General features: G+C 46.7%; 20 protein-coding genes. 10 read left to right on the forward strand and 10 right to left on the reverse strand.

The annotated features are described in order from the left end of the window. Nucleotides 1-3: 3 nt before the first annotated feature. Both MHI12_RS19835 and MHI12_RS19840 read right to left on the reverse strand, forming a co-directional pair. Nucleotides 4-972 (reverse strand): sugar phosphate isomerase/epimerase family protein, encoded by a 969-nt coding sequence (locus tag MHI12_RS19835; RefSeq protein ID WP_405170104.1) that lies wholly within the window; start codon nt 970-972, stop codon nt 4-6. Between the two features lie 201 nt (nt 973-1,173). Next, nucleotides 1,174-2,286 (reverse strand): Gfo/Idh/MocA family protein, encoded by a 1,113-nt coding sequence (locus MHI12_RS19840; protein WP_036614448.1) that lies wholly within the window; start codon nt 2,284-2,286, stop codon nt 1,174-1,176. 190 nt (nt 2,287-2,476) lie between these two features. On the opposite strand from MHI12_RS19840, the gene MHI12_RS19845 reads away from it, so the two are divergent. Further along, nucleotides 2,477-3,295, forward strand: a complete 819-nt coding sequence (locus MHI12_RS19845; RefSeq protein WP_036674960.1) for an AraC family transcriptional regulator — start codon at nt 2,477-2,479, stop codon at nt 3,293-3,295. 25 nt (nt 3,296-3,320) lie between these two features. Here the strand turns inward: MHI12_RS19845 and MHI12_RS19850 are convergent, their stop codons facing one another. Both MHI12_RS19850 and MHI12_RS19855 read right to left on the reverse strand, forming a co-directional pair. Then, nucleotides 3,321-3,635, reverse strand: a complete 315-nt coding sequence (locus tag MHI12_RS19850; RefSeq protein WP_036674958.1) for a hypothetical protein — start codon at nt 3,633-3,635, stop codon at nt 3,321-3,323. A 32-nt stretch (nt 3,636-3,667) separates the two neighbouring features. After that, nucleotides 3,668-4,606, reverse strand: a complete 939-nt coding sequence (locus MHI12_RS19855) for a Gfo/Idh/MocA family protein (protein WP_405170105.1) — start codon at nt 4,604-4,606, stop codon at nt 3,668-3,670. Between the two features lie 201 nt (nt 4,607-4,807). On the opposite strand from MHI12_RS19855, the gene MHI12_RS19860 reads away from it, so the two are divergent. Continuing rightward, entirely contained in the window at nt 4,808-5,419 is a 612-nt protein-coding gene (locus MHI12_RS19860) for a TVP38/TMEM64 family protein (RefSeq protein ID WP_074095721.1), read from the forward strand. Nucleotides 5,420-5,600: 181 nt separating this feature from the next. Then, nucleotides 5,601-6,563, forward strand: a complete 963-nt coding sequence (gene msrA / locus MHI12_RS19865) for a peptide-methionine (S)-S-oxide reductase MsrA (protein ID WP_405170106.1) — start codon at nt 5,601-5,603, stop codon at nt 6,561-6,563. 106 nt (nt 6,564-6,669) lie between these two features. Here the strand turns inward: msrA and MHI12_RS19870 are convergent, their stop codons facing one another. From MHI12_RS19870 to MHI12_RS19880, 3 genes are all read right to left on the reverse strand, one after another. Further along, a complete protein-coding gene (locus MHI12_RS19870; protein ID WP_405170107.1) occupies nt 6,670-7,905 on the reverse strand; it encodes an MFS transporter in 1,236 nt (411 codons plus the stop codon). Between the two features lie 81 nt (nt 7,906-7,986). Next, entirely contained in the window at nt 7,987-8,595 is a 609-nt protein-coding gene (locus tag MHI12_RS19875) for a TetR family transcriptional regulator C-terminal domain-containing protein (protein WP_405170108.1), read from the reverse strand. A 135-nt stretch (nt 8,596-8,730) separates the two neighbouring features. Continuing rightward, entirely contained in the window at nt 8,731-9,531 is an 801-nt protein-coding gene (locus MHI12_RS19880; RefSeq protein WP_405170109.1) for a lipid II flippase Amj family protein, read from the reverse strand. Nucleotides 9,532-9,921: 390 nt separating this feature from the next. Here MHI12_RS19880 and MHI12_RS19885 point away from each other — a divergent pair, with 390 nt between their 5' ends. Further along, nucleotides 9,922-10,350: a DUF2188 domain-containing protein gene (locus tag MHI12_RS19885; RefSeq protein ID WP_405170110.1), complete on the forward strand. Its 429-nt coding sequence runs from the start codon at nt 9,922-9,924 to the stop codon at nt 10,348-10,350. Between the two features lie 202 nt (nt 10,351-10,552). Here the strand turns inward: MHI12_RS19885 and MHI12_RS19890 are convergent, their stop codons facing one another. Then, nucleotides 10,553-11,287 carry a YitT family protein gene (locus MHI12_RS19890; RefSeq protein WP_036614465.1) on the reverse strand — a complete coding sequence of 245 codons (735 nt, stop codon included), beginning with the start codon at nt 11,285-11,287 and terminating at the stop codon, nt 10,553-10,555. 950 nt (nt 11,288-12,237) lie between these two features. Between MHI12_RS19890 and MHI12_RS19895 the strand changes: the two genes are divergently transcribed. Then, nucleotides 12,238-13,275, forward strand: coding sequence for a nucleotide-binding protein (locus tag MHI12_RS19895; RefSeq protein WP_051447360.1), 1,038 nt, complete (start codon nt 12,238-12,240; stop codon nt 13,273-13,275). Continuing rightward, nucleotides 13,272-13,505: a hypothetical protein gene (locus tag MHI12_RS19900; protein ID WP_017687536.1), complete on the forward strand. Its 234-nt coding sequence runs from the start codon at nt 13,272-13,274 to the stop codon at nt 13,503-13,505. Before MHI12_RS19895 ends, MHI12_RS19900 begins: the two co-directional genes overlap by 4 nt. A gap of 547 nt (nt 13,506-14,052) precedes the next feature. Here the strand turns inward: MHI12_RS19900 and MHI12_RS19905 are convergent. Then, nucleotides 14,053-17,619 carry an S-layer homology domain-containing protein gene (locus MHI12_RS19905; RefSeq protein WP_405170111.1) on the reverse strand — a complete coding sequence of 1,189 codons (3,567 nt, stop codon included), beginning with the start codon at nt 17,617-17,619 and terminating at the stop codon, nt 14,053-14,055. A gap of 446 nt (nt 17,620-18,065) precedes the next feature. Here MHI12_RS19905 and MHI12_RS19910 point away from each other — a divergent pair, with 446 nt between their 5' ends. Further along, on the forward strand, nt 18,066-18,449 hold the full coding sequence (locus tag MHI12_RS19910) for a hypothetical protein (protein ID WP_405170112.1): 384 nt from the start codon (nt 18,066-18,068) through the stop codon (nt 18,447-18,449). 162 nt (nt 18,450-18,611) lie between these two features. Further along, nucleotides 18,612-19,568 carry a cysteine synthase A gene (gene cysK, locus MHI12_RS19915; RefSeq protein WP_405170113.1) on the forward strand — a complete coding sequence of 319 codons (957 nt, stop codon included), beginning with the start codon at nt 18,612-18,614 and terminating at the stop codon, nt 19,566-19,568. Between the two features lie 493 nt (nt 19,569-20,061). Here cysK and MHI12_RS19920 read toward each other — a convergent pair whose 3' ends face one another. Further along, the gene (locus tag MHI12_RS19920) at nt 20,062-22,026 is read right to left on the reverse strand and encodes an ATP-dependent DNA helicase (protein ID WP_405170114.1); all 1,965 of its coding nucleotides are present in this window, start codon (nt 22,024-22,026) and stop codon (nt 20,062-20,064) included. A gap of 206 nt (nt 22,027-22,232) precedes the next feature. On the opposite strand from MHI12_RS19920, the gene MHI12_RS19925 reads away from it, so the two are divergent. Both MHI12_RS19925 and MHI12_RS19930 read left to right on the forward strand, forming a co-directional pair. Next, entirely contained in the window at nt 22,233-23,825 is a 1,593-nt protein-coding gene (locus MHI12_RS19925) for a catalase (protein ID WP_405170115.1), read from the forward strand. A 553-nt stretch (nt 23,826-24,378) separates the two neighbouring features. Continuing rightward, complete coding sequence (locus tag MHI12_RS19930) at nt 24,379-25,740, forward strand: right-handed parallel beta-helix repeat-containing protein (protein WP_405170116.1); 1,362 nt, start codon at nt 24,379-24,381, stop codon at nt 25,738-25,740. Nucleotides 25,741-25,826 lie beyond the last annotated feature (86 nt).

A 25,826-nucleotide genomic window follows, 5' to 3' on the forward strand; every position in this document is an offset into this window, starting at 1 on the left:
GCTCTAAACCCACCACATATCGCCCAGCGGTTCTTCAATCAATACTTGCTGGAGATTTTGCACGGCTTTAGAGAATCCTTCTTCAACCGACATCAGACCGTCTTCGTGCTCAATACTTACTACATAATCATATCCGACCAGACGCAAGGCACTCATAATGTCTGCCCATGTCTTGTTATCATGTCCATAACCGACCGAGCGGAACTGCCAAGCCCGATCCAGCATATTGGTATAGTCCTGCATATCCGTTACACCGTGTTTGTTCACGTTTACCGGATCAATCGTTGTATCTTTTGCATGGAAGTGATGGATGGCTCCTTCACGTCCCAGGATGTGAATTGCCTGAACCGGATCAATACCTTGCCACCACATGTGACTTGGGTCCAGATTGGCTCCGATCACTTCACCTGCTGCTTCACGCAGTCTCAGCAGGGTTGCTGGAGTATGAACGGAGAATCCACCGTGCAGCTCCAATCCAACTTTTACGTTACGATCTGCTGCAAATTTACCCCACTCTTTCCAGTAAGGGATAACTTTGTTCTCCCACTGCCACTTCAGGATCTCCTGGAAGTCATTTGGCCATGGTGCAACAGGCCAGTTCGGATATTTGGCATCCTCATGGTCTCCCGGACAACCGGAGAATGTATTCACTACAGGTACTTCCAGCTTCTCAGCCAGTTCTACCGTTTTAACAAAGTCATCGTGAAATCCTTTGGCAATATCCTTTTGCGGATGTAGCGGGTTACCGTGACAGCTGAGTGCACTGATCGTCAAACCACGTGATTCCACTGCGTTTTTGAAGTTTTTCAATGCTGTAGGATTGCTTAACAATTCATCTGGCTTACAATGTGCATTGCCTGGATGTCCGCCTGTTCCGATCTCTACTGCTTTTAATCCCTTGGATGCTACATAATCAAGAGCATCCTCCAATTTACGTCCTCCGAATAGTACCAAAAATACGCCGAGTTTCAAGTGCGATTCCTCCCTGGATTAGATATCGTATGATTGCTGAATTCATGAATATTGAACTGTATACAATTACCGTTCAGATCACATGCCTGTTTGATTAGTGTGGAAAATCGAGAGTGTTTCTATCCTGAAATTGAACGTAAGAATACTGGTTATTCTGCTTCACTCGTAAGAGCATCAAGCTTCGAACGCTTATTACTCAGACTAGTGGGATTCCACGGTTTCAATCTCAGTTTGAACTGTGCGAGTTACTGCAAAAGAATCATAGCTGCTCTCCAGATGTATATGCTTGCCTTCAAGTGAAGAACGCTGGAATGAATGCATGGCTTCCAGTACGTGATAAGCAAGCTTGCCACTGGCTTTGTGTTCCCGTCCGGCACGAATGGATTCAACCATTTCGGTTACGCCGATGCCTCGTTCGTTTTGTCCACTTTCGAAGACTGGTTTGACCGTCTCCCAAGTGTCTTGACCGTATCTGCGAACCTTCACTTCCCCGTTAAAATAATTGGGGTCCGGTACACTAAGCGTACCTTCTGTACCATAGATTTCAATACGTGGCAGATCCGAAGCTCCGCGAATATCAAAACTGGTGATCATGGTTGCAATGGCACCTTCTGCAAAATCAATGGTTCCTGCCAAGTGAGTAGGCGTCTCTACTTGCAGTGCTGTACCTTCCTTTGGCCCAGAGCCAATCTTGCGATCTGCAATCTGTATGCCTGCAGAGGCGCTGATTCTGCGTATCGGTCCAAGTAGCGTAATCAGAGCGGTCAGGTAGTAAGGTCCCATATCAAACATCGGTCCGCCACCTGCGACATAAAAGAACTCCGGATTAGGATGCCAAGCTTCTGGTCCTCCACCCATAAAGAATGAAGTCGCTGCAACCGGCTTGCCAATGAGCCCATCCTCAATGGCTTTACGAGCTGTCTGTATGCCTGAACCAAGGAAGGTATCCGGTGCAGAACCAACATACAATCCCTTTTCCTCAGCCAACTCAACAACCTTGCGACCATCCTCAAGAGAAATTGCCAGCGGCTTCTCGGCATACACATGTTTGCCTGCTTCGAGTGCAGCCAGATCGGTCATGGCGTGACTTCCAGGAACCGTAAGGTTCAACACAAGTTCAATTTCGTTATTTTGCAGCAACTCATCTACATTGTAAACGTTTGCGATATTAAATTCATCTGCCCGTTCCTGAGCGCGTTCACGAATCAAATCCGCAACAGCCACGACTTCAATGACCGGGTTGTTTTTGAGATTTTCCAAGTAGATGGCGCTGATGTTACCACACCCGATGATGCCTGCTTTCATTTTCTCCACTGTGACGTTCATCTCCTTACGCATGGTGAAAATCTGCGTTTGAATGGTTGAGATACATATGTTTTGTTGGATGTTTCCTGTTCCTTAAATCTAATACTATGGTATTCCGTTTCAGCTTCAATTAAAATGAATAATATGATTGAAACATGAACTATCTGGTCATAATTTTCAAATTGCAAGGAGTATGCCCATGCCGACAGATCAAACCTGCCAAGTTCTTACAGCAGGCTTTTCATTTCATCGTAAGCCCTACGCTATGGTGCAGCCCGAAGGTGTGAAGAACTACCTGTTAAGACTGCAAACAGACGGACGTTGCCGTGCACGCATAGATGGGGACATGTCCCTGGTAGATGCGGGCGATCTGCTTCTTTTTGATCCTGACGAACCCTATGAGCTGAGAATAGACAATGAAACCAATCCGATGGGAGAACGACTGGTGGAGAGTGGCGACTATCACATCTTCTTTAATGGTTCCTGGGTGGATGAGTGGTGGAAGCGTCACAAAAGGCCGACCCGAATCAAAGTCGAACTGACGGAAAGTCTCTTGGTCCTGTTTCGACAGCTCGTACTGGAGCAGCGCCGCATCTCTAATCCTTATCCGGAAATTTCAAGTTATTATATGCGAATTTTATGTCTCGAAGTGGATCGTCTGCTCGCGGAGCATCCAACGATAACCAACACCAATTATGTGGCTTATGAAATCAAAAACTACATTGAAGAAAACGCTTCCTCTTTATTCAAGCTGGATGATGTGGCAACACATATTGGCATCAGTGTCTCACGGGGGGTTCATCTCTTCAAAGAAGCGTTTGGCAAAAGCATCATGCAATACACGCTTGACGTACGGCTGAATATGGCCAGGGAACGGATTATATTCAGTCCAATGACCCTGGAGCAAGTGTCTGAGTCTTCCGGCTTTAACAACTACACCTATTTTCATCGGGTATTCCGTTCCCGGTTCGGCATGTCGCCTAAGGAATTCCGCGTCATTCACCGGGAACAGATGTAATCATATTAGTATACGTAAGTTGAACTTATTTGCGCGCGGCTATGGCCTCGGATACAACCATCGCCAGGTCTTCATTGCCAAACATGGACAACACGCCAAGTACCGTATCATCCGGGATCTCACCGGCTTCCTCCTTGGATACAATCAGCTTCTGCACCTGCTGCAAACGCTCGTTGCTCTGCTGATCCGGGTAGGCTTGCCGGTACATCTCTTCCGGGTCCAAACCATTATTAACACACCACTGGGCAAATACGAGGATCATCATCTCTTCTTCCTGTTTATAGGTTTCTACAACAGCTTCCTCGATCTGTTTATTACGTTCCTTTTCATATTCATCCATGACTTGTATTCCTCCGTATGTGTATTCTGCAATTATTTGCGAATCAATTGTTCCGCCAGTTCATGACTGTCCATGACATGACTTGCACTGATCAGGCAATCATCAGGTGAGTCCAGACAAGCCAGGAAATTATCAACTGCTCCGCTAAAACCTCTGCGTGCTAACACAGTGTCCCAACTCCCGAACGTTTCTTTGGTTTCCGGACTCCCCTGTTCCATGTAGCTGATCGTGTCCATGTTCACCACTTCAACAGATCGTCCACCACCATGCAATTCGATCTTCTCCAGATCTGCCCCAGCTTCACGCACCATATCGAATCGACCGTAGGCTGTTCTGCCCAGCTTGGCCGTTCCGGTTGCGTGCAGCAGTCTGTCCAGATCATTCTTCCGAATCCATTGATGAAGCAACTCCACATTATGATCCGAGTACCACAACATAAGATCCAGCATATGGATGAGATCATCATAGATGGTTTCTGCCGCAGGACGATCCTGAATGCCTGTACGATGTTTGGTCACTGTCAAGGATTCAAAACCTTTTCCACCCTGCATCCATTCTTTCGCTTTTTGGTACATAGGTGCGAATCTACGGTTGAAGCCTACTGCGAGTAACAGCCCTTGTGCCTCGGCAAAAGCAGTCATCTCTTCCGACTCCCGAATCGTATAGGATAACGGTTTGTCTACGTACACGGCTAATCCCTGTTCCAGACATTGCATGACAATGTCAAAGTGCGCTTCCGTTGCTGTATGTACAAACACCGCATCCAAGTCCCAGGACAACAGTTCTTTCAGATCCGTTGTTCCCCGTTCTAATCGATACGCCTCCTGAACGGCTTTGACCGGCTCCGGAGATCGGTTCATGATGCCTACAATCTCCACGTTCGGATGAGCTGTTAACAGCGGCAAATATACTTTACGTGCAATATCGCCGAGGCCGATAATTGCAACTCGTTTACGTTGGGTTGTTTCCATGATGATCATTCCACCTTCAGTTCGGTTCTATATTTCCACGTCCTATAGTGTAACCCTTCGGACAGCAACTTGCCAGTGATTGCAGCACACTTCGCGCACGAATTGTTCAGACAATGGGCGAACGTGGTAAACTTAGGAGGAACAGCAGTACAGATCGGGACACGACCAGACCTGCCTGATCTGAAAGGAGCGTTTGGGATTTTGCGAAAATGGTTATGGCTTCTGTTATATGTTTTACTTGCAGGAGTCACGTTTATTTACAGATATGAACTGCTGGCCTGGACCGATCTTCATCAGTCCATTCCGCTGTTACTCGCCATGGCAACATTGTTTGCTCTTGTGCCTGTAATTCCTTATAAGTTTGTTATTATCGCTTTTGGTTACAGTTACGGTACCACCACAGCAGCCTGGATATGCTGGCTTGGCACAACACTTGCTGCCATGCTCGTTTATGGCGGAGCAAGAACCATCTTCAGACATCAGGCGAGATCGTACCTCGAACGTATTCGGGGTCTGAACCGTTTTACCACATGGATGGAGGCACATCCGTTCATGGGTGTCATGTCGATGCGACTGTTGCCGATTGTGCCTCAGATGGCCGTTAATATCTACGCAGGTATAACGTACACGCCATTCTGGGTCTTCATGGTTGCCACGGCCATTGGGAAAATGCCAGCGATTTTTGTATTTGCCTATGCAGGTGCACAGGCTGAAACCTCAATCTGGCTGAGCCTGGCCATCCTTGCCGGATATCTGGTGTTCATGGCCATTGTATTGCTCTTATTTCGCTTTCGGTCACGCAACAAAGCCTGAATTCAGAATTCGCAAACCGTTCAGATTCAACTTGTTTTCATCCCGGCTTGGTTGGCTTGCCAATTCAGGATATAATAGAAGAGCAAGCCTAATGCTTGTGTAACAAGTTTTAATAAAACGGTAGATTGCTGGAGCTCGAACACGAGCGCTAAATCTTCATCAGAAATGGAGTGACTATAGCATGGAACAACATTCAAGTGAGTTAGCAACTTTTGCAGGCGGATGCTTCTGGTGTATGGTATCCCCCTTTGAAGAACTGCCCGGTATTCATAAGATCGTATCGGGTTATACAGGAGGACATACCGAGAATCCAACATATGAAGAGGTCTGCTCGGAGACAACAGGACATGTAGAGGCTGTGCAAATTACGTTTGACCCTGCCATCTTCCCTTATAAGAAACTGGTTGAACTGTTCTGGCAGCAGATTGATCCTACGGACACAGGCGGGCAATTCCATGACCGTGGATCTTCCTATCAGACGGCCATCTTCTATCACAGCGAAGAACAGCGCCAGATTGCGGAAGCTTCCAAAGCGGAGCTGGGACAAAGTGGGCGTTTTGACAAACCAATCTTCACGCCGATCTTGCCAGCAAAACCGTTCTATGAAGCGGAAGAACATCACCAAAATTATCACCGGAAGAACCCTGCCCATTACAAACGCTACAGCAAAGGTTCTGGACGCGTAGACTTTATCGAACGCAACTGGTCCGGTAACGTGGATAAAGACGGGCTGAAAGAGCGCCTGACGCCGCTTCAATATGAAGTTACGCAGAACAGCGCGACCGAGCCTGCATTCCATAACGAATTCTGGGATCACCACGGTGATGGTATCTATGTGGACATCGTATCTGGCGAGCCATTGTTCAGTTCTACCGACAAATACGACTCCGGCTGCGGCTGGCCGAGCTTCACACGTCCATTGCGTGACCACAACGTGAAGGAAAAAACTGATCTCAGCCACTTCATGATTCGTACCGAAGTGAGAAGTCGTGAGGGCGATTCCCATCTGGGTCACCTGTTTAACGATGGTCCTACCGAAGCAGGTGGAATGCGTTATTGCATCAACTCTGCGGCACTTCGTTTTGTACCCAAAGAAGACTTGCAAAAAGAAGGATACGGTGAGTACGCCGTCCTTTTCCAATAAGTTATAATACAAATACAAAAAGAGCAGTGGGATGATCCCGCTGCTTTTTTGTTGTACATTCTTTTTTTTTCATAGACAAACTATTGTTGCACAAGAATGTATTTGATTAGGTTTGGCTCGAAGAGATTTCCGAATTCAATTGGCTGGCAGGAGCCGTCTGATCATTACGAAATTGAATTCGCATCGCTGGAACAATACCCATGATCATCACGGTAACCGAGATTGCGTAGACGATAAAAATGGATGTGCTGTTCATCAGTACACCTGCCATGGAAGATCCAAGAAGCATGCTTCCTATGAATAAAGGTGTAATGGTGCCATTCACTCTCCCGATCAAGTGCTCATCAATCCGGGTGACCAAGTACGTGGAGATGATGACGTTGATAAATGCCAAACTGATTGAGCTTAAGAAGCTGATCAAAAGGGTCAGCCAAAACCAACTGGATAACACTTCCCCCATCGTGGCTACAGCCAGACAGAGCACACCTACAAGCAGAGTTAAGGTCTGGTTCAGCTTGGCACTTACAGCAGCCGCAATACCTCCTCCAATCAATAAACCTAATCCGGACGCTCCAGAGAGGAACTGTAACGACGTTGCTTCAAGTCCCAGACGTTCAGTGATCAGAAATATTCCAAGTGGGCTGATGAGACCCGCAGAAAGCCCTATACAGATGAATATCAGACTAAGCATTTTTAACGAGCGAGATCGAGCAACATATTGCCAGCCCTCTTTGATATCCGCTAATAATGAGGTATTTATTTCCCGCTGAGTGGCGTCTTTAGGCAGAAATGTGAGTAGAAGCGCAGAGGTGAGGAATAGAATGAGTAATGCGTACATAGACGCCTGAATCCCCATTGCAGTGTATATAAACGTTCCGACGATTGGTCCGAGAATTAAAAACAACGATTGACCACTCTGGGTAATAGCAATTGCAGACTGCAAATGTTCTCCCTTTACATTTCGCCTTACAATCTTTAGAGAGGATGGCTGAGAAAACTGACTAACAATAGAGGATACAAACGTGGCTACGTATAGAATCTGCCAATATCCCGAAGATAAAACACCGATAATCATGACAATAGACAACGCACTCAGAATATCCCCCAGTATCATCGTACGTTTGGGATTCCAGCGATCAGCAAGTGCACCGCCTATGATGGAGAAAACAAAAATCGGGGCATATTCAAGTACGGTAATCAGCGAGACAGCTATTGGACTTCCCTGAGTTCGATCCATTACATAATAGAGGATTGCCATATTTCGGATCCATATCGCCAGATTTTGCAGCAGATCAGACCCTGTCACGATTAAAAAAGCTTTATTCCTGAACAATGTGTTCATTCTCCATCTCCTCTTTTAAACCGACTGTCCGGTTTATTAATATTTAAAAAGAAAAACTGACGTTACATCAGCTTTTCATGGTTAACGTTGTTGAATGCCTGCTAGCAGACCGGCCATGCCTTTGTGGTAAATACGACGAATATCTGTAAGGTCCTTCTCATAATAGAGTGTAGTCAATCCGCTAAACAGACCGTAGATAATGTGCATTACATCCTGTGGGTCATCGGGTTTTAACTCCCCATCTTCCATCCCTTTAGTAATAATGGACTCATATGTCGCATACGGAATACGGATCAGGGAAAGCATCTCATCGAGCATCTCCTGGCTGACGACCTGACCCGAGACAAACTCGTTAATGGCGTGATTCAGCGGGTTAGCCAAATCATCCACGTAATGGTCAGCAAGTCCGTACAGTTTGTCTATGGCAGTCTTATATTCGGATTCTTTGTCCAGCCAAGCATCCATCCAATCTTCATTGTTAAGCTTGATTAGATACATGAATAACTCTTCTTTGCTTTTGAAATGATAATAGATGCTGCCTTTACTCCGATTGTTAATCGTACATATGTCTTCCATGGAAGTTGCACTATATCCCTTTTGGGCAAACAGTTCCTTGGTATTACGTGCAATGTCTTTTTTTATCTGGGCAACATCTTTTCTTCGTTTAACTTCGATTGGAAAAACCCCCATAAATTAAACCGACTATTCAGTCTAATATTATCACAGCACAAATACCCCGTCAATTCAATTTGCACAGGCACCCTCTCATTTGCTGTTTCAAAAGATGTACAAGAGAGTGCCTGGCTAAAATTCAGGAAAGAGTCGTCACATCATACTTACGATCCAACCGATCCAATACGCAAATGGAATTAATAACAACTGTGCCAACAGTGTACCGAATAGACGGGACACGAGCATGCAACCATAAATCTGATTCATGCGATCCAAACGGATCTCGCCACGTAACGATTTGTCACTGAGCAGGGAAATCCGGGGATCAATCAGGATGGTTAACAAAATAGTCGCTATTCCGTTAATTAACCCGGTTGATTGGGATGCAGCTACAGCCTGCCCTGGGTAAAGGTACGCTGCGTATAAGCTGGACAGGACACCTGTGGTATAGATTGCGGTTACCGCTACATTAAGCAGCATTAAGCGTCTTGGCATCCCATGTTGTACCAATCGTTTGGCCATCTTCCAGGATGGCGGGGTGATGTAATACGTTGCATTTCTAATCTTGTTTCGCTTCAGCATACCGCGAACCATCGCAGGGATGGAACCGGCTGCTTCAAAATGTACAACCATTCTTGATGAGAGCTTCACCATGGTTGGAAAACACAATATGGCTAATGCCGTTCCAATCGTTGCCGCACCCATTAACCAGTGTAGCTGTGCCGCAAAGTGTGGATTGGCTCCACGTGTTGCGGTATCCACCAGATTACCTACCATTGGGCCCTGGGCCATATTCGAGGTTCTAGAAACCAGCAGCAAGATACCCGCCAAAGAAATGGCTAGCGCGATTCTGCGGGTGCGTAGTCCACCAAGGCGTAGCGCGTAAGACAAGCTGTCTGCGGCATGAATCAGCATGGTGAACAGCATAGGGATTGCCAGACTAAGACTAAACATATGTATGTACTCCTTTATATTCCTGTTATTGAACTTATTTCTTTCATGGACAGCATTATACTCCTCTGGCTTGCAAAAGTATAGGAACAAGATCCTTTTATATAAGTTGAAATAAAAATGTTTACACTGGACACTCCGATGACAGAACAACCTTCCGATCGCTGTTATCCCCAGATTTTTTGATTCCTTTTAGAAAGGGATAAATCCGGGGATAAAGGCGAGCACTTCGTTTCTTCAGGTTTTTTTCTGTCCTCTCCGTTTCGTGTAAATGTTTATTTCAATTTATATAGATCATCGGTAAATGCACTTACGACCTCGGCTGTTCATCGTTTATCCCTCCCCTCAGAGGGTAATATACAACTAATCCATTATTGTACAGGAGGGGTTCATATGCCTTGGAACAAACAGGAATATCCGGTATCCATGAAGAATCTGGAACCACGTGTCAGACATAAAGCAATTGAGATTGCCAATGCTCTGCTCGATGATGGGTATGAGGAAGGACGCTCGATTGCCATAGCGACAGCTAAGGCGGAAGAATGGGATGAGAATCATCCCGTGCCGGAACGTTCGAAATCGGACTCCACAGAACGTCGTCATTCCGAGCCCGTTTCTTCGTCCAAAAGTCATGACAACATCCATGTCGTGCCTACCGACTCCGGTTGGGCGATCAAGGAAGAAGGAAAGTCTACCTATCTGTCGACATTTGATACTAAAGCAGAAGCTGTAGATAAGGCCAAAGAGCTTAGTAGCAAACAAAATATTCGAGCGATTATCCATAATCAGGATGGTCAGATCGCTTCTTCGATCAAGCCCTGAATGAATCGGATGACATCGGAAAATGGCTGTTTTCACAGTGGGCTGTCATTCCACAGTTCAGCGAATATAAAATCATTCCATGAGCAAAAACAACAAAATCCCTTTTGCTGCTGAAAAGCAGTCAAAAGGGATTTTGTATGAACTTTAACTATCAAGACCTGAATATGATGCATACAGGTTATGGTTGTTCTGAAACGTATGGTTAATTGGATACCCCTCTAGCCACCGTAGTCCGTTGTGAAATAGCAGCAGCGTTAACTGCCTTGGCTGCAGCCGATGGCATCGGCAATTTCACAGCCGAAGTTGTAACCACGGTTCCGCGAGCCGGAACACTAACGACGTACGTGATGACTTTACTGGCAATCCATACGGCCAGAATCGTATATAAAGTTTCTTTTACCGGAAGAAAGAAAAGCGACAATCCCAATACAAAAGCATCGCTGACAAAGAAAACTGTTCCCAGCTTCCATCCCTTCCAGCGGCTAACCAGCACGGCGAGAATATCGTCTCCGCCTGTCGCTCCACCGAATCGAAGCACGATCCCAGCGCCTACCCCTGTCAATATACCGGATAGAACTGCCGGAATCCACAGATTTCCGTTAAACGACAATACCAGTGTGGAGTATCGTTCAAAGCCGTCATAGAATAGGGAAAATGCACCGACGCCAAGCAATGCCTGAATCATGAATTTCCAGCCTTTGAGGAACCAAGCCAGGATCATGACCGGAATGTCCAGTAACAACATACCGATAGCAGGTGATAAGCCTGTTGCGTATTTTCCGAGCAGGGCCAGACCAACAAATCCGCCCTCCGATAAATGATTCTGAAAGTTAATGTGATAATAAGCAAAAGCTAAAATAAATGTACCAAGTAGCATAATGGCGAATTTGATCGCCTCTGTTTTAACGTGTTGTAAGGTTAACGATGTTCTCTTCATTCAGGTTCCCTCGCAGTTTGTAGGTTGGTTTTTTAGACCGACCGTACCCTGCAAAAGGTAAGCCTGGAAGAAATCATCGTGTACGTCCTTCGAATATTCATTCCAATCCCCTCTTTCGCAGAGTCAGCCGTTTTTTTGAAACCGGTTGGTGTACTCTACAAGGGGCGCTATGTGTATGAGAGATCGTAACGTTTCCAGATCGTCCTTGGGGAGATTGTCCTTCGGGAACTCATGGTATCCTGATCCTTTCTGTTCTGTTGTGGTTAGCTGTGCTCAGTTAAACTGAAAAATAACTACAATGCATAAACTTGAACATTTAATTGTACACTTACACTTGGATTACAGTACCCTCTTTTGATCGCGGTTATCCCCGGATTTTTGGAATTCCATTTTCCCTCTGGGGAAAATCCGGTGATAGCCTATGCTTCCGAAGCTGCTTTCTTTCAGAAAGCTTTCAGGCGAACGCTTCGCTTCTACAGATGGGTTCTGCACTCTTCGTTCCTGTGTAAATTGTAAATCCAACTTACACCAGTTGCAAGTTCATTCAGTTTAAACACCAAAGCTAACTTGCTTGTTCTTCTATTATATAACACCAACGTGACCGGGTCTAAACAGCAGACCCCTCAAAAACAGGCATAAAGCAGCCTTTGGACTGCTCCAGCAGTCATACGGCAACACCAGGATAAGCAATGCTTGCTAATGGTGCAACCTGCTCCTTTATTCTATGACCAAAGCTTCCAAAAATAACTGTCAGTCACCCAACTGTGACAAATTGGGGCCTTTTTTTATTTTCTTGCGCTTTTTAAAGGAATCATTTTCCTTTCACACATACACTATAGCAAACGTAATCGGCTTATTCTTTGTCCAGTTCAGACGTTTCCAGACTTACTCTGCTGTTTATGGTATAATATAACAATTGAATCCCACTACCGTTTAAGCGAGGCGGATTGATGAAAACGTTAAAGCCAAGAGTCTTTATTGGCTGCTCGCTGGAAGCGAAGCCGATTGCAGCCGCAGTACACGAAAACTTACGTTTTTCAGCCGAAGTTACCCCTTGGTATTCCGGGGTTTTTAATCCAAGCAGCTATACCATGGACGACCTGGAAGTAGAGGTCCGTACGACTGACTTTGCCATTTTTATTTTTCATCCGGATGATATATCCAAAATTCGCGGGAAGTACTACGCGTCGGTCCGGGATAATACAATGCTGGAAATGGGTCTGTTTATGGGTCGTCTGGGACGAAAACGTATTTTTTTCATTCTTCCTGAGGATATTACAGACATCAAGGACACAACCAAGGTCGAAGGATTGCGTATGCCCACAGATCTGCTGGGATTAAATCCACTCGTATATGAAATCCGTTCCGACGGAAAGTGGGCACCAGCCGTGTCCGTGGCATGTTCCAAAATCGCAGACAGTATTGAGGAACAAGGACGCTGGAGTGATCCAGAATTGGAGAACATCATTGAGAAGCATAAACGCACTGAGGGAGAAGCAAGGTTACAACTGCTTAAGTTGCTGCGGTTCTTTAGGGAATTGCTGCGTACCCGCAAAGCAGATGCCAAGATGCTGGAGCGAATGAGCGATGCCCTGCGTACTGCCTTTGTCTCTCATCCTCCATTCGCTGTACGTGGCACAGCCATATACCGTACAGATGACAGTGGTTATATTGAGCAATTATGTGGTAATGTTGGAGAACCGGGGAGAAAGTATGACTTGTCCGCTAACGACGACAAACAACCGGATGATCCCAAGCGTATCCTGGTGATTGATTCTTACCGGGAGAATAAAATCAAGATTAACCTGTATGATGATTACCTTGAGAAAGAGTATCTGCTATGCTATCCTGTAGCCAAGAGGTATGTAATCACCGTTCACATTATTGGACATATTGAAGCGGATGAGGCGGTATTTCAGCAGATTGACCTACAGAATCGTCAACTGTTCAACGCCATCAACGATTTGTTAGGAGGCGAACCGGAATGAAACCGGAAACGAAAAAAATAAGCAAGCGCTGGGGCAGCGAAAAAAAGGTACGCCTCAGTTCTGCGCCCGAATCATCACGACCGGTTCCGGAACCCAAGGAAGAAGATCGTTTCCACAAGCCGGCCGTACCGCTAACTACCATTGGGCCCTCCCTGAAGGGCAAGGAAAGACCTTATAAGGTCATCCTTGAAAAAGAGGCGTTCTACGAAAAACCTCAATATCTTGCTTAATTTCTGAACACATCATCAAACCTGCCGCTGAATCGGCAGTATTCCATAGGCCCCGCCGCCCAAGGCAGGGGCTTTTTTGTTGCTCATTTTCGCTAAAAATAAAACTGCTTATACTCGTTGACCTGGTGCCATCGTGTTAAGGCAAGTCATCCTTGAATCATGATCGCAATTCGTTGCTTGTAATTACTTCTGTAGCAGACTGCATTGCATAAGCTTATTTGGTTTATGGCCTTAGGTTTCCTGCAAAACCCATAAATTATACCTTATTTTGGAGCAGGCTTGTCCTGTTTATTGCTTTCAGCAAACTAAAGAAGACGAGGAATGCTCGTAATAGTTCACGTCTTTCCTGCACTTGCTATTTCCAATTATAATATAAGAACATATGTTCTGTAAATAAAAAAGAGAAATATATTTTGACCTATACAAATTTCAATAAGAGTTGAATAGCATTTAATTTTTTTCTGTAAAAAAACAGGCGACGCTAACTTAGCGCTGCCTGTTTCAGTAGTCATTATTTCGTAATTTCGTACTTATAAGCTGGGGCTGTCTAGATGAGACCGGACTGTTGAAGTAATCTGCGTATAATCACAGCTGTTTCGGCGCGGGTAATCGATTGATTCGGAGCAATTATATCTTTTCCACGTCCGGACACCAGTCCGGCGGAGATGCTCGATGCTACTGCTTCCTTCGCCCAACTTGCTACTTGCTCAGCATCCGCGTAATCAGACCATTGCTGAACGTTCCCGGCAGATGCAGCTGGTTCCATTCCAGTCACTGTCATAGCTCGTGCTATGAGCGCCATTGCTTCCTGACGAGTAATCTGTGCCTGTGGACGGAATGTTCCATCTTCATATCCATCGATTAGGCCATAGCTGGACGCTGTGTTCACAGCACCCGCGTACCACTGGCTTCCACTCACATCGTTAAAGGAGTTAAGCTGTCCTCCAGGTTTTAATCCTAATCCACGTACCAGGATAGCAGCGAACTCTGCACGTGTAACTCCACGGTTCGGTTCAAATGTGGTGTCCGTGATTCCCTCGATAACCATACGTGAACCCAAATCATTCACTTCTGTCTTGGCCCAGTGTTGGGTTACATCAGTGAAGGTATGCGGGTGCCAGATAACGGCATAAACACTGTTGGTCAAGCTGTTAATCTGTGCATGGTATATCCCATTGACCTGTGTAATTTTTGTGGGTATATGGCGCACGGTTCCTTCTGCATCCACTACAACACCTGTGGTGATCTGAGTTGGATCAACGTTCGCTGGTAATGCAATCGTACGCGATACATAACTATTGAACTTATCCACACTCACGGATTTGCCATCGAAGGTGGCTGTTACTTTGAAATCAACTGGTGATCCCAGAAGAGTATATCCATTTTGCTGAGCTGCTGATTGTGCTGTCTGTATGACAGCTTCTGTTGGCTGTGAAATTTCGATTCCCAGTTTGATGTTCTCCAAGGAATTGTCAGAATTCATACCCAGTTGCTGCGCGAGCTTCTCAATATTAACCTGCTGTGCAGGTAACGTGTAAGAGGCAATATCCGTTTGAAGCACCAATACGGCTTGTTTGTCAGCCATGAGTTTGACTGTCTGGCCTGTCAGTTCACCAATAACCAGATCTCCTTGGCCATTACCTGTCACAGGGATCGTCACAATAGCGTTGTTCCCCTCGTTTTGAAGTTTCTGTCCAATGAGAGCTGCGTCCACTTTAAGGGTTACAACTTTTCGCCCGTTCACTTCAGTAGTGGCTAAGCTTCCAGCGTTCTCGGCTTTACCGTTCACGAGCACCTTAGCACCTGTGGATGGCGGAGTTACGACGGGATTAGTCACTGGTGTACTTGCACTGTTTCCACCAGAACTGGAACCACCTGAGCTTCCATTGCCACCCGATCCACCTGAACTATCACTATTCCGCTTGATGTTCAGCGTATATGTTTTCTTGCTTATTCCGTCCAATGCAGTTACTTCGATCGTAATTGTGTTCATACCACTGACTAATTGCACGACTGTACTGTTGCCGCTGATACCATTAATTTTCACTGTGGCTCCCATTTGATCGGGTTTAACGCTAATTTCAGTCGTGCTAACAGAACTGCTGACTGTCGCTTCATATATCTCTTCTTCCGGGCTGAATGTCGGAGATAATGTGATCGAAGGTAGAGTTATTTCACTCAACTTGGCATTGGTGATGTCAATTCGATTGATGTTAAGTTTATAGTCGTTACTAGTGCCGTCCTCCGCCTGAACATTAATGTTTACAAGATTTGAGCCGTATACCAGATCCGTAACTGTGTATGTGTATATACCATCCGTCACGGTTTCACCTGTAGCACCTGTTACCTGTACTACTTGTCCGTCATTTGCTTTGCCCAAGGCCACGTTTAGACTTGTCACATCAGATTCCACATCTACGCGATAATCGAGTTCATCTGCAGAGAAATCAGGTGTCAACTGACCCGAACTCACTACCAGACTGGAAAGTGTTGCTGTCGATGATTTCCACTTCGCGTACAGTGTAATATTTTGCGTCAAGTTCGTATTGAAGTCAAAAGGTTGAAGCAGTTGGCTATCCTGATACCAGCCCGAGAACGTATATCCTGCTTTTTCCGGAGCATCAGGATTTACTGCTGGGCTGTTATAGTCCACCTTTTGATCAGCAACCTCCGATCCACCATTGGATTCAAAACTAATATTTACATATAGCGGTTGCCACTGTGCATATAAGGTAACATCACTATCATTCATGGAGAATGTATCCGCTGCGCTGTAGCTAGTTCCACTGCCGTCTACGGATGTATTCCATCCGACGAACTGATAATCTTCTTTCTCAAGCACTCCCGAGTTATCTAGCACTGTCACCGTTGCATCTTTTTCATATTTCTGATTATCTACCGGAACACTACCCGTAGTTGCACCATTGGCATTGTAAGTCACTGAATGTTCTGTAGAGAGGGTCTTAATTGTCAATTTGTTACTTTTAGTAGCGTCTGCATATGCAACATATGGCATTCCGTTCGGGCCGAATGCGAGTGAAGATTCGTTTATCGAACCTGTGAAGTATGGCTCTCCTCCAACGACAGTCCACTGAGCCCCGTCCAATTTCATCATTACACCTTGTTGCATCATCATGCCATTACTCGGTAGATTTTTAAAAGCGGTGTACGGAATACCTTGAGGATCAAATGCTAGAGACATACTGTTTAATGTACCGGAGGAAAATCCTGGATTACCTACAATATCCCACTGGGTACCGTTAAACTTCATAACTGTAGCTTTAAAGCTATTTGCTCCATCTTGAAAAGCAAGATAAGGAATATTATCCGGGCTAAAAGCCAGGGATGGATAGGAAGCTTCAGCTGCTGTAAATAAAGAATTCCCCACACTTTTCCACTGTGCATCCAAGAATTTCATTACCGTTGCTTTTCTATTCGTTGAATCTGTGTAAGCAAGATGAAGAATTCCCGCAGCATCAAACACTATTGGAGATAATCCAGAAGCATTATTTGTTGTAAATCCGACTGGGCCAACATTTTCCCACTGATTTCCATTCAATCTTTTCACTGTAATCTTATTACTCACAGATTGATCACGGTACCCGACATAAGGAATGTTATCAGGACTAATTGCAATTGATACATAAACCGCGGCCGCAGCTGAAAAACCAGCACTACCTACAATCTCCCATTGTTCTCCGTTAAATTTCATAACAGTTGCTTTACTTCCATTATCACCATCCTGATAAGCTGCGTATGGAGTATTATGAGAATCAAATGCGAGCGATGAGGTGTTATGTATCACCCCGGTAGAGAAACCGGCAGGCCCCACGTATTGCCATGCTCCAGAAACATATTTTAGAACCGTTGCTTTCCCGCCTTTGGTTCCATCCTTAAATACTGTATACGGTGTACCCTCCCGATCAAAAACCAACGTTATATTCTCCGCCTGTGTTGATGTAATTCCGGCGCCACCCACATCTGTCCACGTTCCACTTGCCGCATAAGCACGATCTGCATCTAAACCCTGAAACCCTGGAAATCCTCCAAAAGTTAAAGCAGCCACAATCAGCATCGTTATCACTTTTTTAAACCTCAGTAATCTTTTATTCATCACCATCGTCCTTCCATTCATCATATAACATCCTTGTCCCTCGCGACTTCATCTCCGTCTAAACCTTACAAATCTACTTAAGAGCTACTCAACTAATATGGCTCGTATATCCATCAGACGTACATCCATCGAAATATGTATTTTTAAAAGATTTAGCACTCCTTTCGATCTGGTTTGAAATTTTAAAGATATTATAACGAGCTACTATAAACAAACTCTAAACACGGGGAGTACATTCTCCTTTTATGTTCTGCATTCCGACAAGTTGAAATTGCCTACGAGACTTATTTCACAAGGGCTTTTAAGTGATTCAACCTGCCTTTAAGAGAGAATGTAAATATTTTCAGGTTGAAACCTGCATGGCTCAGGATTATGCTGACTATACTATAAACAGGAACGTTTGTTCCTAATTAAAACGATATATTTATGGCTAAGGAAGTGAACATATGACATCCTCAACTTCCGCCCCACCCCCTTCGGATGAAGACCATCGTCTGATTAAAGGCCTGGTTGTGCGCACGCTATTGCTGGATGTACTTGAACGAGATATTCGCACACTGGATACGCTGCTGCTGAAGATGCCCGAAGTCTACATTCTGTCGCTGACCCGCATTCAGAACAATGTGCTCAAGGAGATGTTGACCCTTCGTAAACAGATGAGAACCCGTGGTGTCAAAGTACTGGAAGAGAAACGGGAAGCCGAGGGTATCGAAACTCTGTATATGTGCAGGGGGTATTGGCAACGTTTTTACATGTTATGGACGTTCGCACGAAACGAAGTCAAAAAAGAACTCAGTCGGCATCTGCAGATGGACTTGGCGCAGACTTGATACAACTCTGACAATATTGAACCCATCCGCAGCAAAACAAGTTGACCACGGAAGGTTACGTTCATTAAGATGGAGAAGAGATATCCAACCATTCCAATAAGGCATGAATTGATTTCAACCGGATAAACTCTCAACGTCTTATCAATCAAGGAGCTGTACTTCATGGATTTGAATACACATTCGATTAAACAAACAACCGCACATACAGGCATTGCCGCAGATGTAACAGAACTAATCGGCCAGACACCTGCCGTTAAACTAAACCGACTCACAGGCAGCGACTCCGCTGACGTATACGTGAAACTGGAATACTTCAACCCAAGTGGTAGCGTCAAAGACCGTGCCGCATACAATCTGATCATTCAGGCTGAACTTGCGGGACACTTGCTACCCGGCGCAACCATTATCGAACCAACCAGTGGCAATACGGGCATAGGTCTTGCGATGAATGCCGCCGCCAAAGGATATAAAGCTATTCTGATCATGCCGGACAATATGTCCAAGGAGCGCATCAACATTCTGAAAGCCTATGGCGCAGATGTGGTGCTCACCCCTGCTGCGGAGCGGATGCCTGGTGCAATTCGCAAAGCGAAAGAACTTCAGGCAGACATTCCGGGAAGTTTCATTCCGCAGCAGTTCGAGAATCAGGCGAACCCGGACATTCACCGGATCACGACGGCTCCCGAGATTATGCAGCAGATGGATGGCAGGCTGGACGCCTTCATCGCTACGGCGGGCACTGGCGGAACGATTACGGGAACCGGGGAAGAACTGCGCAAGCAGTTACCCGGTATTCGCATCTATGCGGTGGAGCCCAAAGGTTCTCCGGTGTTGTCCGGTGGCGAGCCCGGACCACACAAGCTCGTCGGTACAAGTCCGGGATTCATTCCGGACATCCTGAATACCGACGTGTGGGATGCCATCATCCAGGTGTCCGATGAGGACGCACTGGATACGATGCGGCAGCTTGCTGCCCGGGAAGGGCTGTTGCTCGGCCCTTCCTCTGGGGCTTCGGTGTGGGCCTCCCTTCGCATCGCGAAGGGACTGGGGCCGGGACACCGGGTGCTCTGCATTGCGCCGGATACCGGGGAACGGTATCTGAGCATGGGTATTTTTTAACATAGCAAAAATCTATACACATCACAAAGGGGCTTCCATGTCCCATAAGTCATGAGCATGACAGAGGTCCTCCCCTTATTAGCGCTCATTGGTCATTGGTTCTAATGAACCTGACACACGTTATTCGCTCCTATTTGCGCAGGTCTGACGTGTAACGAATCACAGCGACGTTATTTCTCCAAATTCGGTCGTCGATTTACAGGCTTAAAAGCTATTTTCGCCGGGATAACGTTACTAAGATTCGTTAGAATTTACATCACTTCATTATCACTCTAATAAGGTGCGGTAGGTTCGGTAGAATGTTGGAGCGATTGGTAGCGAGGAGCGAGGGAAAACCGCTCGAAAAAAAGGGAAGCGAATTACATTAGAGGAACCATCAAAACAAAAAAAGCCCTTGCTCACTTACGGATGGTGAATCCGCAGAGAACAAGAACTTATTTTGGCAAGAAACCTTATCAACAAAAATAAAGCAAGAATATTTAACGTAAGCTGGTTAGTGTGTCAGGGTTGTCCATTCCACACCTTCGGGAAGCAGGGCCGCAATGCGGTCTTTGGCTTCCTTTTTGGTATACAGCGATTCATCGAGAATAACCGCAGAACCGGAATCGGTGCTTGTCCGAATCAGACGTCCAAGACCTTGCTTCACACGCAGGAGCATATACGGAAGATCGATCTCTTCGTATGGTGCTGCCGACGCACTGCGTTTTGCATTGAAGACAGGGTCCTGTGGTGGATACGGAAGCGACCAGATCATGACATTGGATAATGACGGACCTGGAACGTCCAGTCCTTCCCACAGATTAACGGAGCACAACACACTCTCCTCATCCTGCTGGAATGCCGAGATCAGATCACTGATCTCCCGGTCGCCCTCATACATAAAGCGCAAACCTTCTGCTTCAGGTACATGAACGATGTCCTGCTTGAACGCACGTAGCTCTTCCATCGTACGGAACAGAACCAGCGCACGTCCTCCACTCTCCTGAAGTAACGACACCGCATCACGCATGCGATTTTCGTTCTCCGGGTGACCCGGTATAGCTTCATCGGTAATTTTCATCTTCATTTTGTCCGCATAATCATACGGAGAAGCCACCGAGAATGATACAAAATCATCAATGCCCAGGCTGTCCGCCACATAACGGAATGAACTGTCCACAGATAACGTGGCAGAGGAGAACACGATTGGAATACCTGTGTTGAACACACGCTCGTTCAGCATTTCCTTCACGGTACGCGGCATGATCGATAAGGTCGTCTCATCCTCGCTCTCTTCCGCCCAACAGATGTAACCATCTTCCTTGCGGAACAAGGCAAGCGCAGACTGAATCATATCGAGATGTTCTTCCACGACACGCATCTGGTAACCATCCAGCGAGAACAATCCGCTCTCAAATACCAATTCTTCGCCGATTGCATCCAGCACACTCGTCAGACGTTCAATCTCACGTAGCAGTGGCGGCTCTACCCGAACTTCTTTCCGTTCCGAACCAGGGATCGCGACCGTATACGTATCCAGCAACGCAAACAGTCGCTCACTGCTCTCAATCGCTTCATCCACACACTCCGCGAGGGATTCACGAATCTCTCCTTCTAACAGGCGAGTGACGAGTTCCTCGAAAATGCGGTGTTTCAGCTTGTAGCTCAGTGCGTTCAGGGCTGCTTCTTCCAGCAAATGTCCTTCATCAAATACAACTGAACTGTGATCAGGCAGGAGTGGCAGTTGGCCCTCGCGTTTGCGCGCATCATAGGTCCACACATGCTCCATGTAATAATCATGGGAACAGATGATGATGTCTTTGGAACGACGGTAATGGTCACGCGACAGCGTCAGGCCGCAGCGTTGTCTTTTAGGACAAACAAAACAATCCTGGAACGGATCCCAGTTGATTTTGTTCCACTGACGATCATTTAGATGTGGATACTGTTTGCGGTCACCATACGGATGGAAGGCCTGAAGTGTACCCGGCGTATTCACAAAATCTGGCAGACTCTCATGCACTTCTTCAATAACAGGCGCATCTTCATCCGCAAATCGCATCGCACTTAGTTTGTTCAGACAGACGTATTGATCCGGTGACTTGCCCAGACGTGCGTCCACTTCCAAGTCCAGATGTGCAGCCAGCTTCGCAATATCTCCACCGGGCTTCACAAGCTGTTCAATCAAGGACTCATCGGCACAGGCAATCACCGCCGGTTTGCCCGTATAACGTGCATAACAGACCGCGTAGAGCAGATAGACTAACGTCTTGCCTGTTCCGACACCGGCCTCCGCCATAATGGTCTTTTTATCTCCATAGGCCCGTTCGAGCTGGTACGCCATAAAAATCTGTTCATCCCGTACCTCGAAGCCGGACTCTGGCAAAATATCGTAAAAAACATCGGCAACCCATTCCCCGAGACGGGATACAAAAGGTTCAGCCGGATCATATGCAAAAGGATAACGTTGTGTAGACAATCCTAGGTCAGCCTCCATTCTTAGACGCGGTCCTCTTTCATTTTTCCGTTCAAAAAAGGCCGCAGGGCAAAAGTTAATTATCTCACGCGATGAAGCGGGTGACAAGCTTTTTTTACGAGATTATTTGCGAGGTTCAATGTATAGAACCAATTTTCAGGGAAAATATATACAGGAATCCACTTTAAGGAAAGGCGGTGCTCCACTCCATGAATCATCAGTCTTCACAACCAGAGCATTCCTCAGACAAATCAGCTGAGACATTAACGGATCGACAAGGTCATCCGATTACGGACAATCAGAATGTTCGAACCGTTGGCAGTCGGGGACCGACTACGCTGGAGAACTATCATTTTCTCGAAAAGATTACTCACTTCGACCGCGAACGTATTCCAGAACGTGTGGTCCATGCCCGCGGCGCTGGCGCTCATGGCGTATTTGAAGCGTATGGAACAGCCGGGAGTGAACCAGTATCGAAGTACACACGTGCACGTCTATTTCAGGAAAAAGGCAAACAAACGCCCGTTTTCGTTCGCTTCTCTACCGTTATACATGGCGGACATTCACCGGAGACACTGCGGGACCCGCGCGGATTTGCTGTAAAATTCTATACCGAAGATGGCAACTGGGATCTGGTGGGTAACAATCTGAAAATCTTTTTCATTCGTGACCCGCTTAAATTCCCGGATATGGTACACGCCTTCAAGCCAGACCCGTTGACCAATGCACAGGATATGGAGCGGTTTTTCGACTTTGTCTCGCTGAGTCCTGAAGCTACCCATATGGTGACATTCCTCTTCTCTCCATGGGGCATTCCAGCGAATTATCGGCAGATGCAAGGGTCGGGTGTTAATACATACAAATGGGTCAATCAGGAAGGCACGGGCGTACTCATCAAATACCACTGGGAACCGCTCAATCAAGGAATACGCAACCTGCTGCAAAAAGACGCCAGCGAGATTCAGGGACAGAATTTCAATCATGCGACATTGGATCTGTATCACGCTATTGAACATGGGGACTATCCCGAATGGGAGCTGTGCGTTCAAGTGATGGAAGACGGCGAGCATCCAGAGTTGGACTTCGACCCGCTGGACCCAACCAAGCTATGGCCGCAGGAGCAGTTTCCTTTTCTACCTGTGGGCAAAATGACGCTGAATCGTAATCCCGAGGATTATTTCAATGAAGTAGAGCAAGCGGCGTTTGGCACAGGTGTATTGGTGGACGGGCTGGATTTCTCAGATGACAAGCTGCTGCAAGGACGCACCTTCTCCTATTCGGATACCCAGCGTCACCGGGTCGGTGCGAACTACCTGCAACTGCCTGTGAATGCGCCGAAGAACCGTGTTGCGACCAATCAGAGCGGCGGGCAGATGCAATATCAGGTAGATCGTGCACCGGGGCAGAATCCGCATGTGAACTACGAGCCTTCCTCCCTTGGTGGGTTAAAAGAAGCTACACCGCGCGGCACGGAACATGAACCGTTGGTGGAAGGCAGGCTAGTGCGTGAGCAGATCGAACGTACGAATGATTTTGGACAAGCCGGGGATACGTACCGGGCATTCGAGGATTGGGAGCGGGATGAGCTGATCAACAACATGGTCGGCGCATTGGCACAATGCAAACCGGATATCCGGGAGCGTATGATTTCTTACTTCACCCAAGCCGATGCCGATTACGGTCGTCGTGTAGCTGAAGGGCTGGCCTCTGTGCCAACTGATGATAGTGCGACGGTCCAACCGAAACATGAACCAAGTGTCGAGCAAGCAGAGAAACGCAGTCGTGAGACGGACGGATATTAAAATAGCTGGACAGCGTTTAGACTGATAAGTCTGACACTGTTAGTACATTTGAGTATTTTGAGTAAGCAAATTACGTTCTGAATTAAACATAGCCCTGATCGTCAAGTTGCCAGTTGCAGCTGCTATCAGGGCTTTTTCATGACTAGTTTGAGTATAATCTTCACTTCAGGATGTAGGCTGCTATTTATTTTAGGTTGAATGAAGTTCATAGGAGTGGATCGAAGGTAAGACTTGTGCTCGTGGGATGGAAAAGCGTACTTCTCTACGTTCATTTCAGATGATTCTTCGTTAAATGAGAGCTATCACCCAATGGAAAGATTACATAATTCACGTGATATTACAGGCATTGGAAGCTTGCAGGCCTGACCTGCCTGCATGTACCTCCATCTGATCAGATGATTATTGATGATAACGCTTACAACACTTACCATAAAACTGTGTCCTAGAGATTACATCTAACCAGCCGGCATGACCTATCTCATAGGTAAAGGTCTGGTACACGGCTACCACATGCTCTTTATTCTATTCCCAATTAACCAAGGAGGTTTACGTAATGAAATTATTCCCATCAACATTTACTCATGCATCTGTACGATCCGAACGTTCTCTGAAATCGAAAATGGCCCAGATCTGTCTGAGCGCCGCGTTCCCTCTATTATTGATTGGTGGTGAATCGGTTGGTGCAGCAGAACTGATCGAGAGCAGCTTGCAAAATCCCTCAGAATCGGTGGCGACTTCGAATATCGCACTTGCTGCGGGTGATCTATATGTCGCGCCTAACGGCTCAGCCAGCAATCCGGGAACACTCAACAGCCCTACGTCACTCGCTAACGCATTAACCCAGATCGCCCCAGGCAAGACCATCTATCTGCGCGGCGGCAACTACAGCTTCTCCCAGACCATTACCATTGAACGTGGCAACAGCGGCACATCGAGCCAACGCAAAAACCTGGTGGCGTATGGATCGGAAAAACCGGTCTTTGATTTCTCCGCTCAAGCCTTCGCTTCCACCAACCGCGGGCTGCAAATGTTCGGAGACTACTGGTTCGTCAAAGGGCTTGAGGTGAAGGGTGCGGGCGACAACGGCATCTTCATCGGAGGCAGTTACAACCGTCTGGAGCAGATCGAAGCTCATCACAACCGGGATACGGGTATTCAAATGGGACGTTATGCTTCTACAGCCGCCAAGAGTGAATGGCCTGCATATAATGAAGTGATTCGTTCCTACTCCCACAACAACTATGACCCGGATGACGGCGAGGATGCAGACGGTTTTGCCGCCAAACTGACCGTTGGCCCGGGCAACGTCTTCGACGGTTGTCTTGCCGCCTATAACGTGGACGATGGCTGGGATCTCTATAGCAAAACGGACACAGGCGCCATCGGCGCGGTTACGATCCGCAACAGCATCGCCTACGCGAACGGGGCAACATCAGACGGCACCTCCACCTCCAACAGCGATGGCAACGGCTTCAAGCTGGGCGGCGAGAAGATTGCAGTGAATCATATCGTTGAGAACAGCATTGCGTTTAATAATAAAAAGCACGGCTTCACCTACAACAGCAATCCCGGTTCGATCCAGATGAAAAACAACACCTCCTGGAACAACGGGCAAAGCAACTTTGCCTTTGATGTAGGCACCCACATCTTCACCAACAACCTGTCCTTCCAAGGCGGCGCCAGTGACAAAACAAGCGGAACCGACGTCAGCAGCACCAACGTCTGGTGGAAGAACAAAAAAAGCGAGAACGCCAAAGGCCTGCTCGCCAGCGCAGCCGACTTTGTCTCCCTCGTGCCTTCGGTAACACGTAGCACGGACGGAACACCTGTCTTGAGTAATTTCCTGAAGCTTGCGAACGGTAGTGATCTGATCGGCTCGGGTACGCCAGCAGGTAAGAATATTGGTGCGCGGTAGGTGGTAGTTATTGAAATAAAGGAATAATTTAAAAACAAAATCCCCTTCCCCATTCCGCCTAAGCGGTGGTAATGGAGAAGGGGATT

It is taken from the genome of Paenibacillus sp. FSL H8-0280 (genome assembly GCF_045040665.1).
GTDB lineage: Bacteria > Bacillota > Bacilli > Paenibacillales > Paenibacillaceae > Paenibacillus > Paenibacillus xylanexedens_A.

Excerpts from the sequence above, each read along its gene's own strand:
- MHI12_RS19895 (WP_051447360.1), top strand. The coding sequence starts at position 12,238 with ATGAAAACGTTAAAGCCAAGAGTCTTTATTGGCTGCTCGCTGGAAGCG.
- MHI12_RS19845 (WP_036674960.1), top strand. The coding sequence starts at position 2,477 with ATGCCGACAGATCAAACCTGCCAAGTTCTTACAGCAGGCTTTTCATTT.
- MHI12_RS19870 (WP_405170107.1), bottom strand. The coding sequence starts at position 7,905 with ATGAACACATTGTTCAGGAATAAAGCTTTTTTAATCGTGACAGGGTCT.
- MHI12_RS19925 (WP_405170115.1), top strand. The coding sequence starts at position 22,233 with ATGAATCATCAGTCTTCACAACCAGAGCATTCCTCAGACAAATCAGCT.
- MHI12_RS19885 (WP_405170110.1), top strand. The coding sequence starts at position 9,922 with ATGCCTTGGAACAAACAGGAATATCCGGTATCCATGAAGAATCTGGAA.
- MHI12_RS19900 (WP_017687536.1), top strand. The coding sequence starts at position 13,272 with ATGAAACCGGAAACGAAAAAAATAAGCAAGCGCTGGGGCAGCGAAAAA.
- MHI12_RS19930 (WP_405170116.1), top strand. The coding sequence starts at position 24,379 with ATGAAATTATTCCCATCAACATTTACTCATGCATCTGTACGATCCGAA.
- MHI12_RS19910 (WP_405170112.1), top strand. The coding sequence starts at position 18,066 with ATGACATCCTCAACTTCCGCCCCACCCCCTTCGGATGAAGACCATCGT.
- MHI12_RS19850 (WP_036674958.1), bottom strand. The coding sequence starts at position 3,635 with ATGGATGAATATGAAAAGGAACGTAATAAACAGATCGAGGAAGCTGTT.
- MHI12_RS19880 (WP_405170109.1), bottom strand. The coding sequence starts at position 9,531 with ATGTTTAGTCTTAGTCTGGCAATCCCTATGCTGTTCACCATGCTGATT.
- MHI12_RS19890 (WP_036614465.1), bottom strand. The coding sequence starts at position 11,287 with ATGAAGAGAACATCGTTAACCTTACAACACGTTAAAACAGAGGCGATC.
- MHI12_RS19875 (WP_405170108.1), bottom strand. The coding sequence starts at position 8,595 with ATGGGGGTTTTTCCAATCGAAGTTAAACGAAGAAAAGATGTTGCCCAG.
- MHI12_RS19855 (WP_405170105.1), bottom strand. The coding sequence starts at position 4,606 with ATGGAAACAACCCAACGTAAACGAGTTGCAATTATCGGCCTCGGCGAT.
- cysK (WP_405170113.1), top strand. The coding sequence starts at position 18,612 with ATGGATTTGAATACACATTCGATTAAACAAACAACCGCACATACAGGC.
- MHI12_RS19905 (WP_405170111.1), bottom strand. The coding sequence starts at position 17,619 with ATGAATAAAAGATTACTGAGGTTTAAAAAAGTGATAACGATGCTGATT.
- msrA (WP_405170106.1), top strand. The coding sequence starts at position 5,601 with ATGGAACAACATTCAAGTGAGTTAGCAACTTTTGCAGGCGGATGCTTC.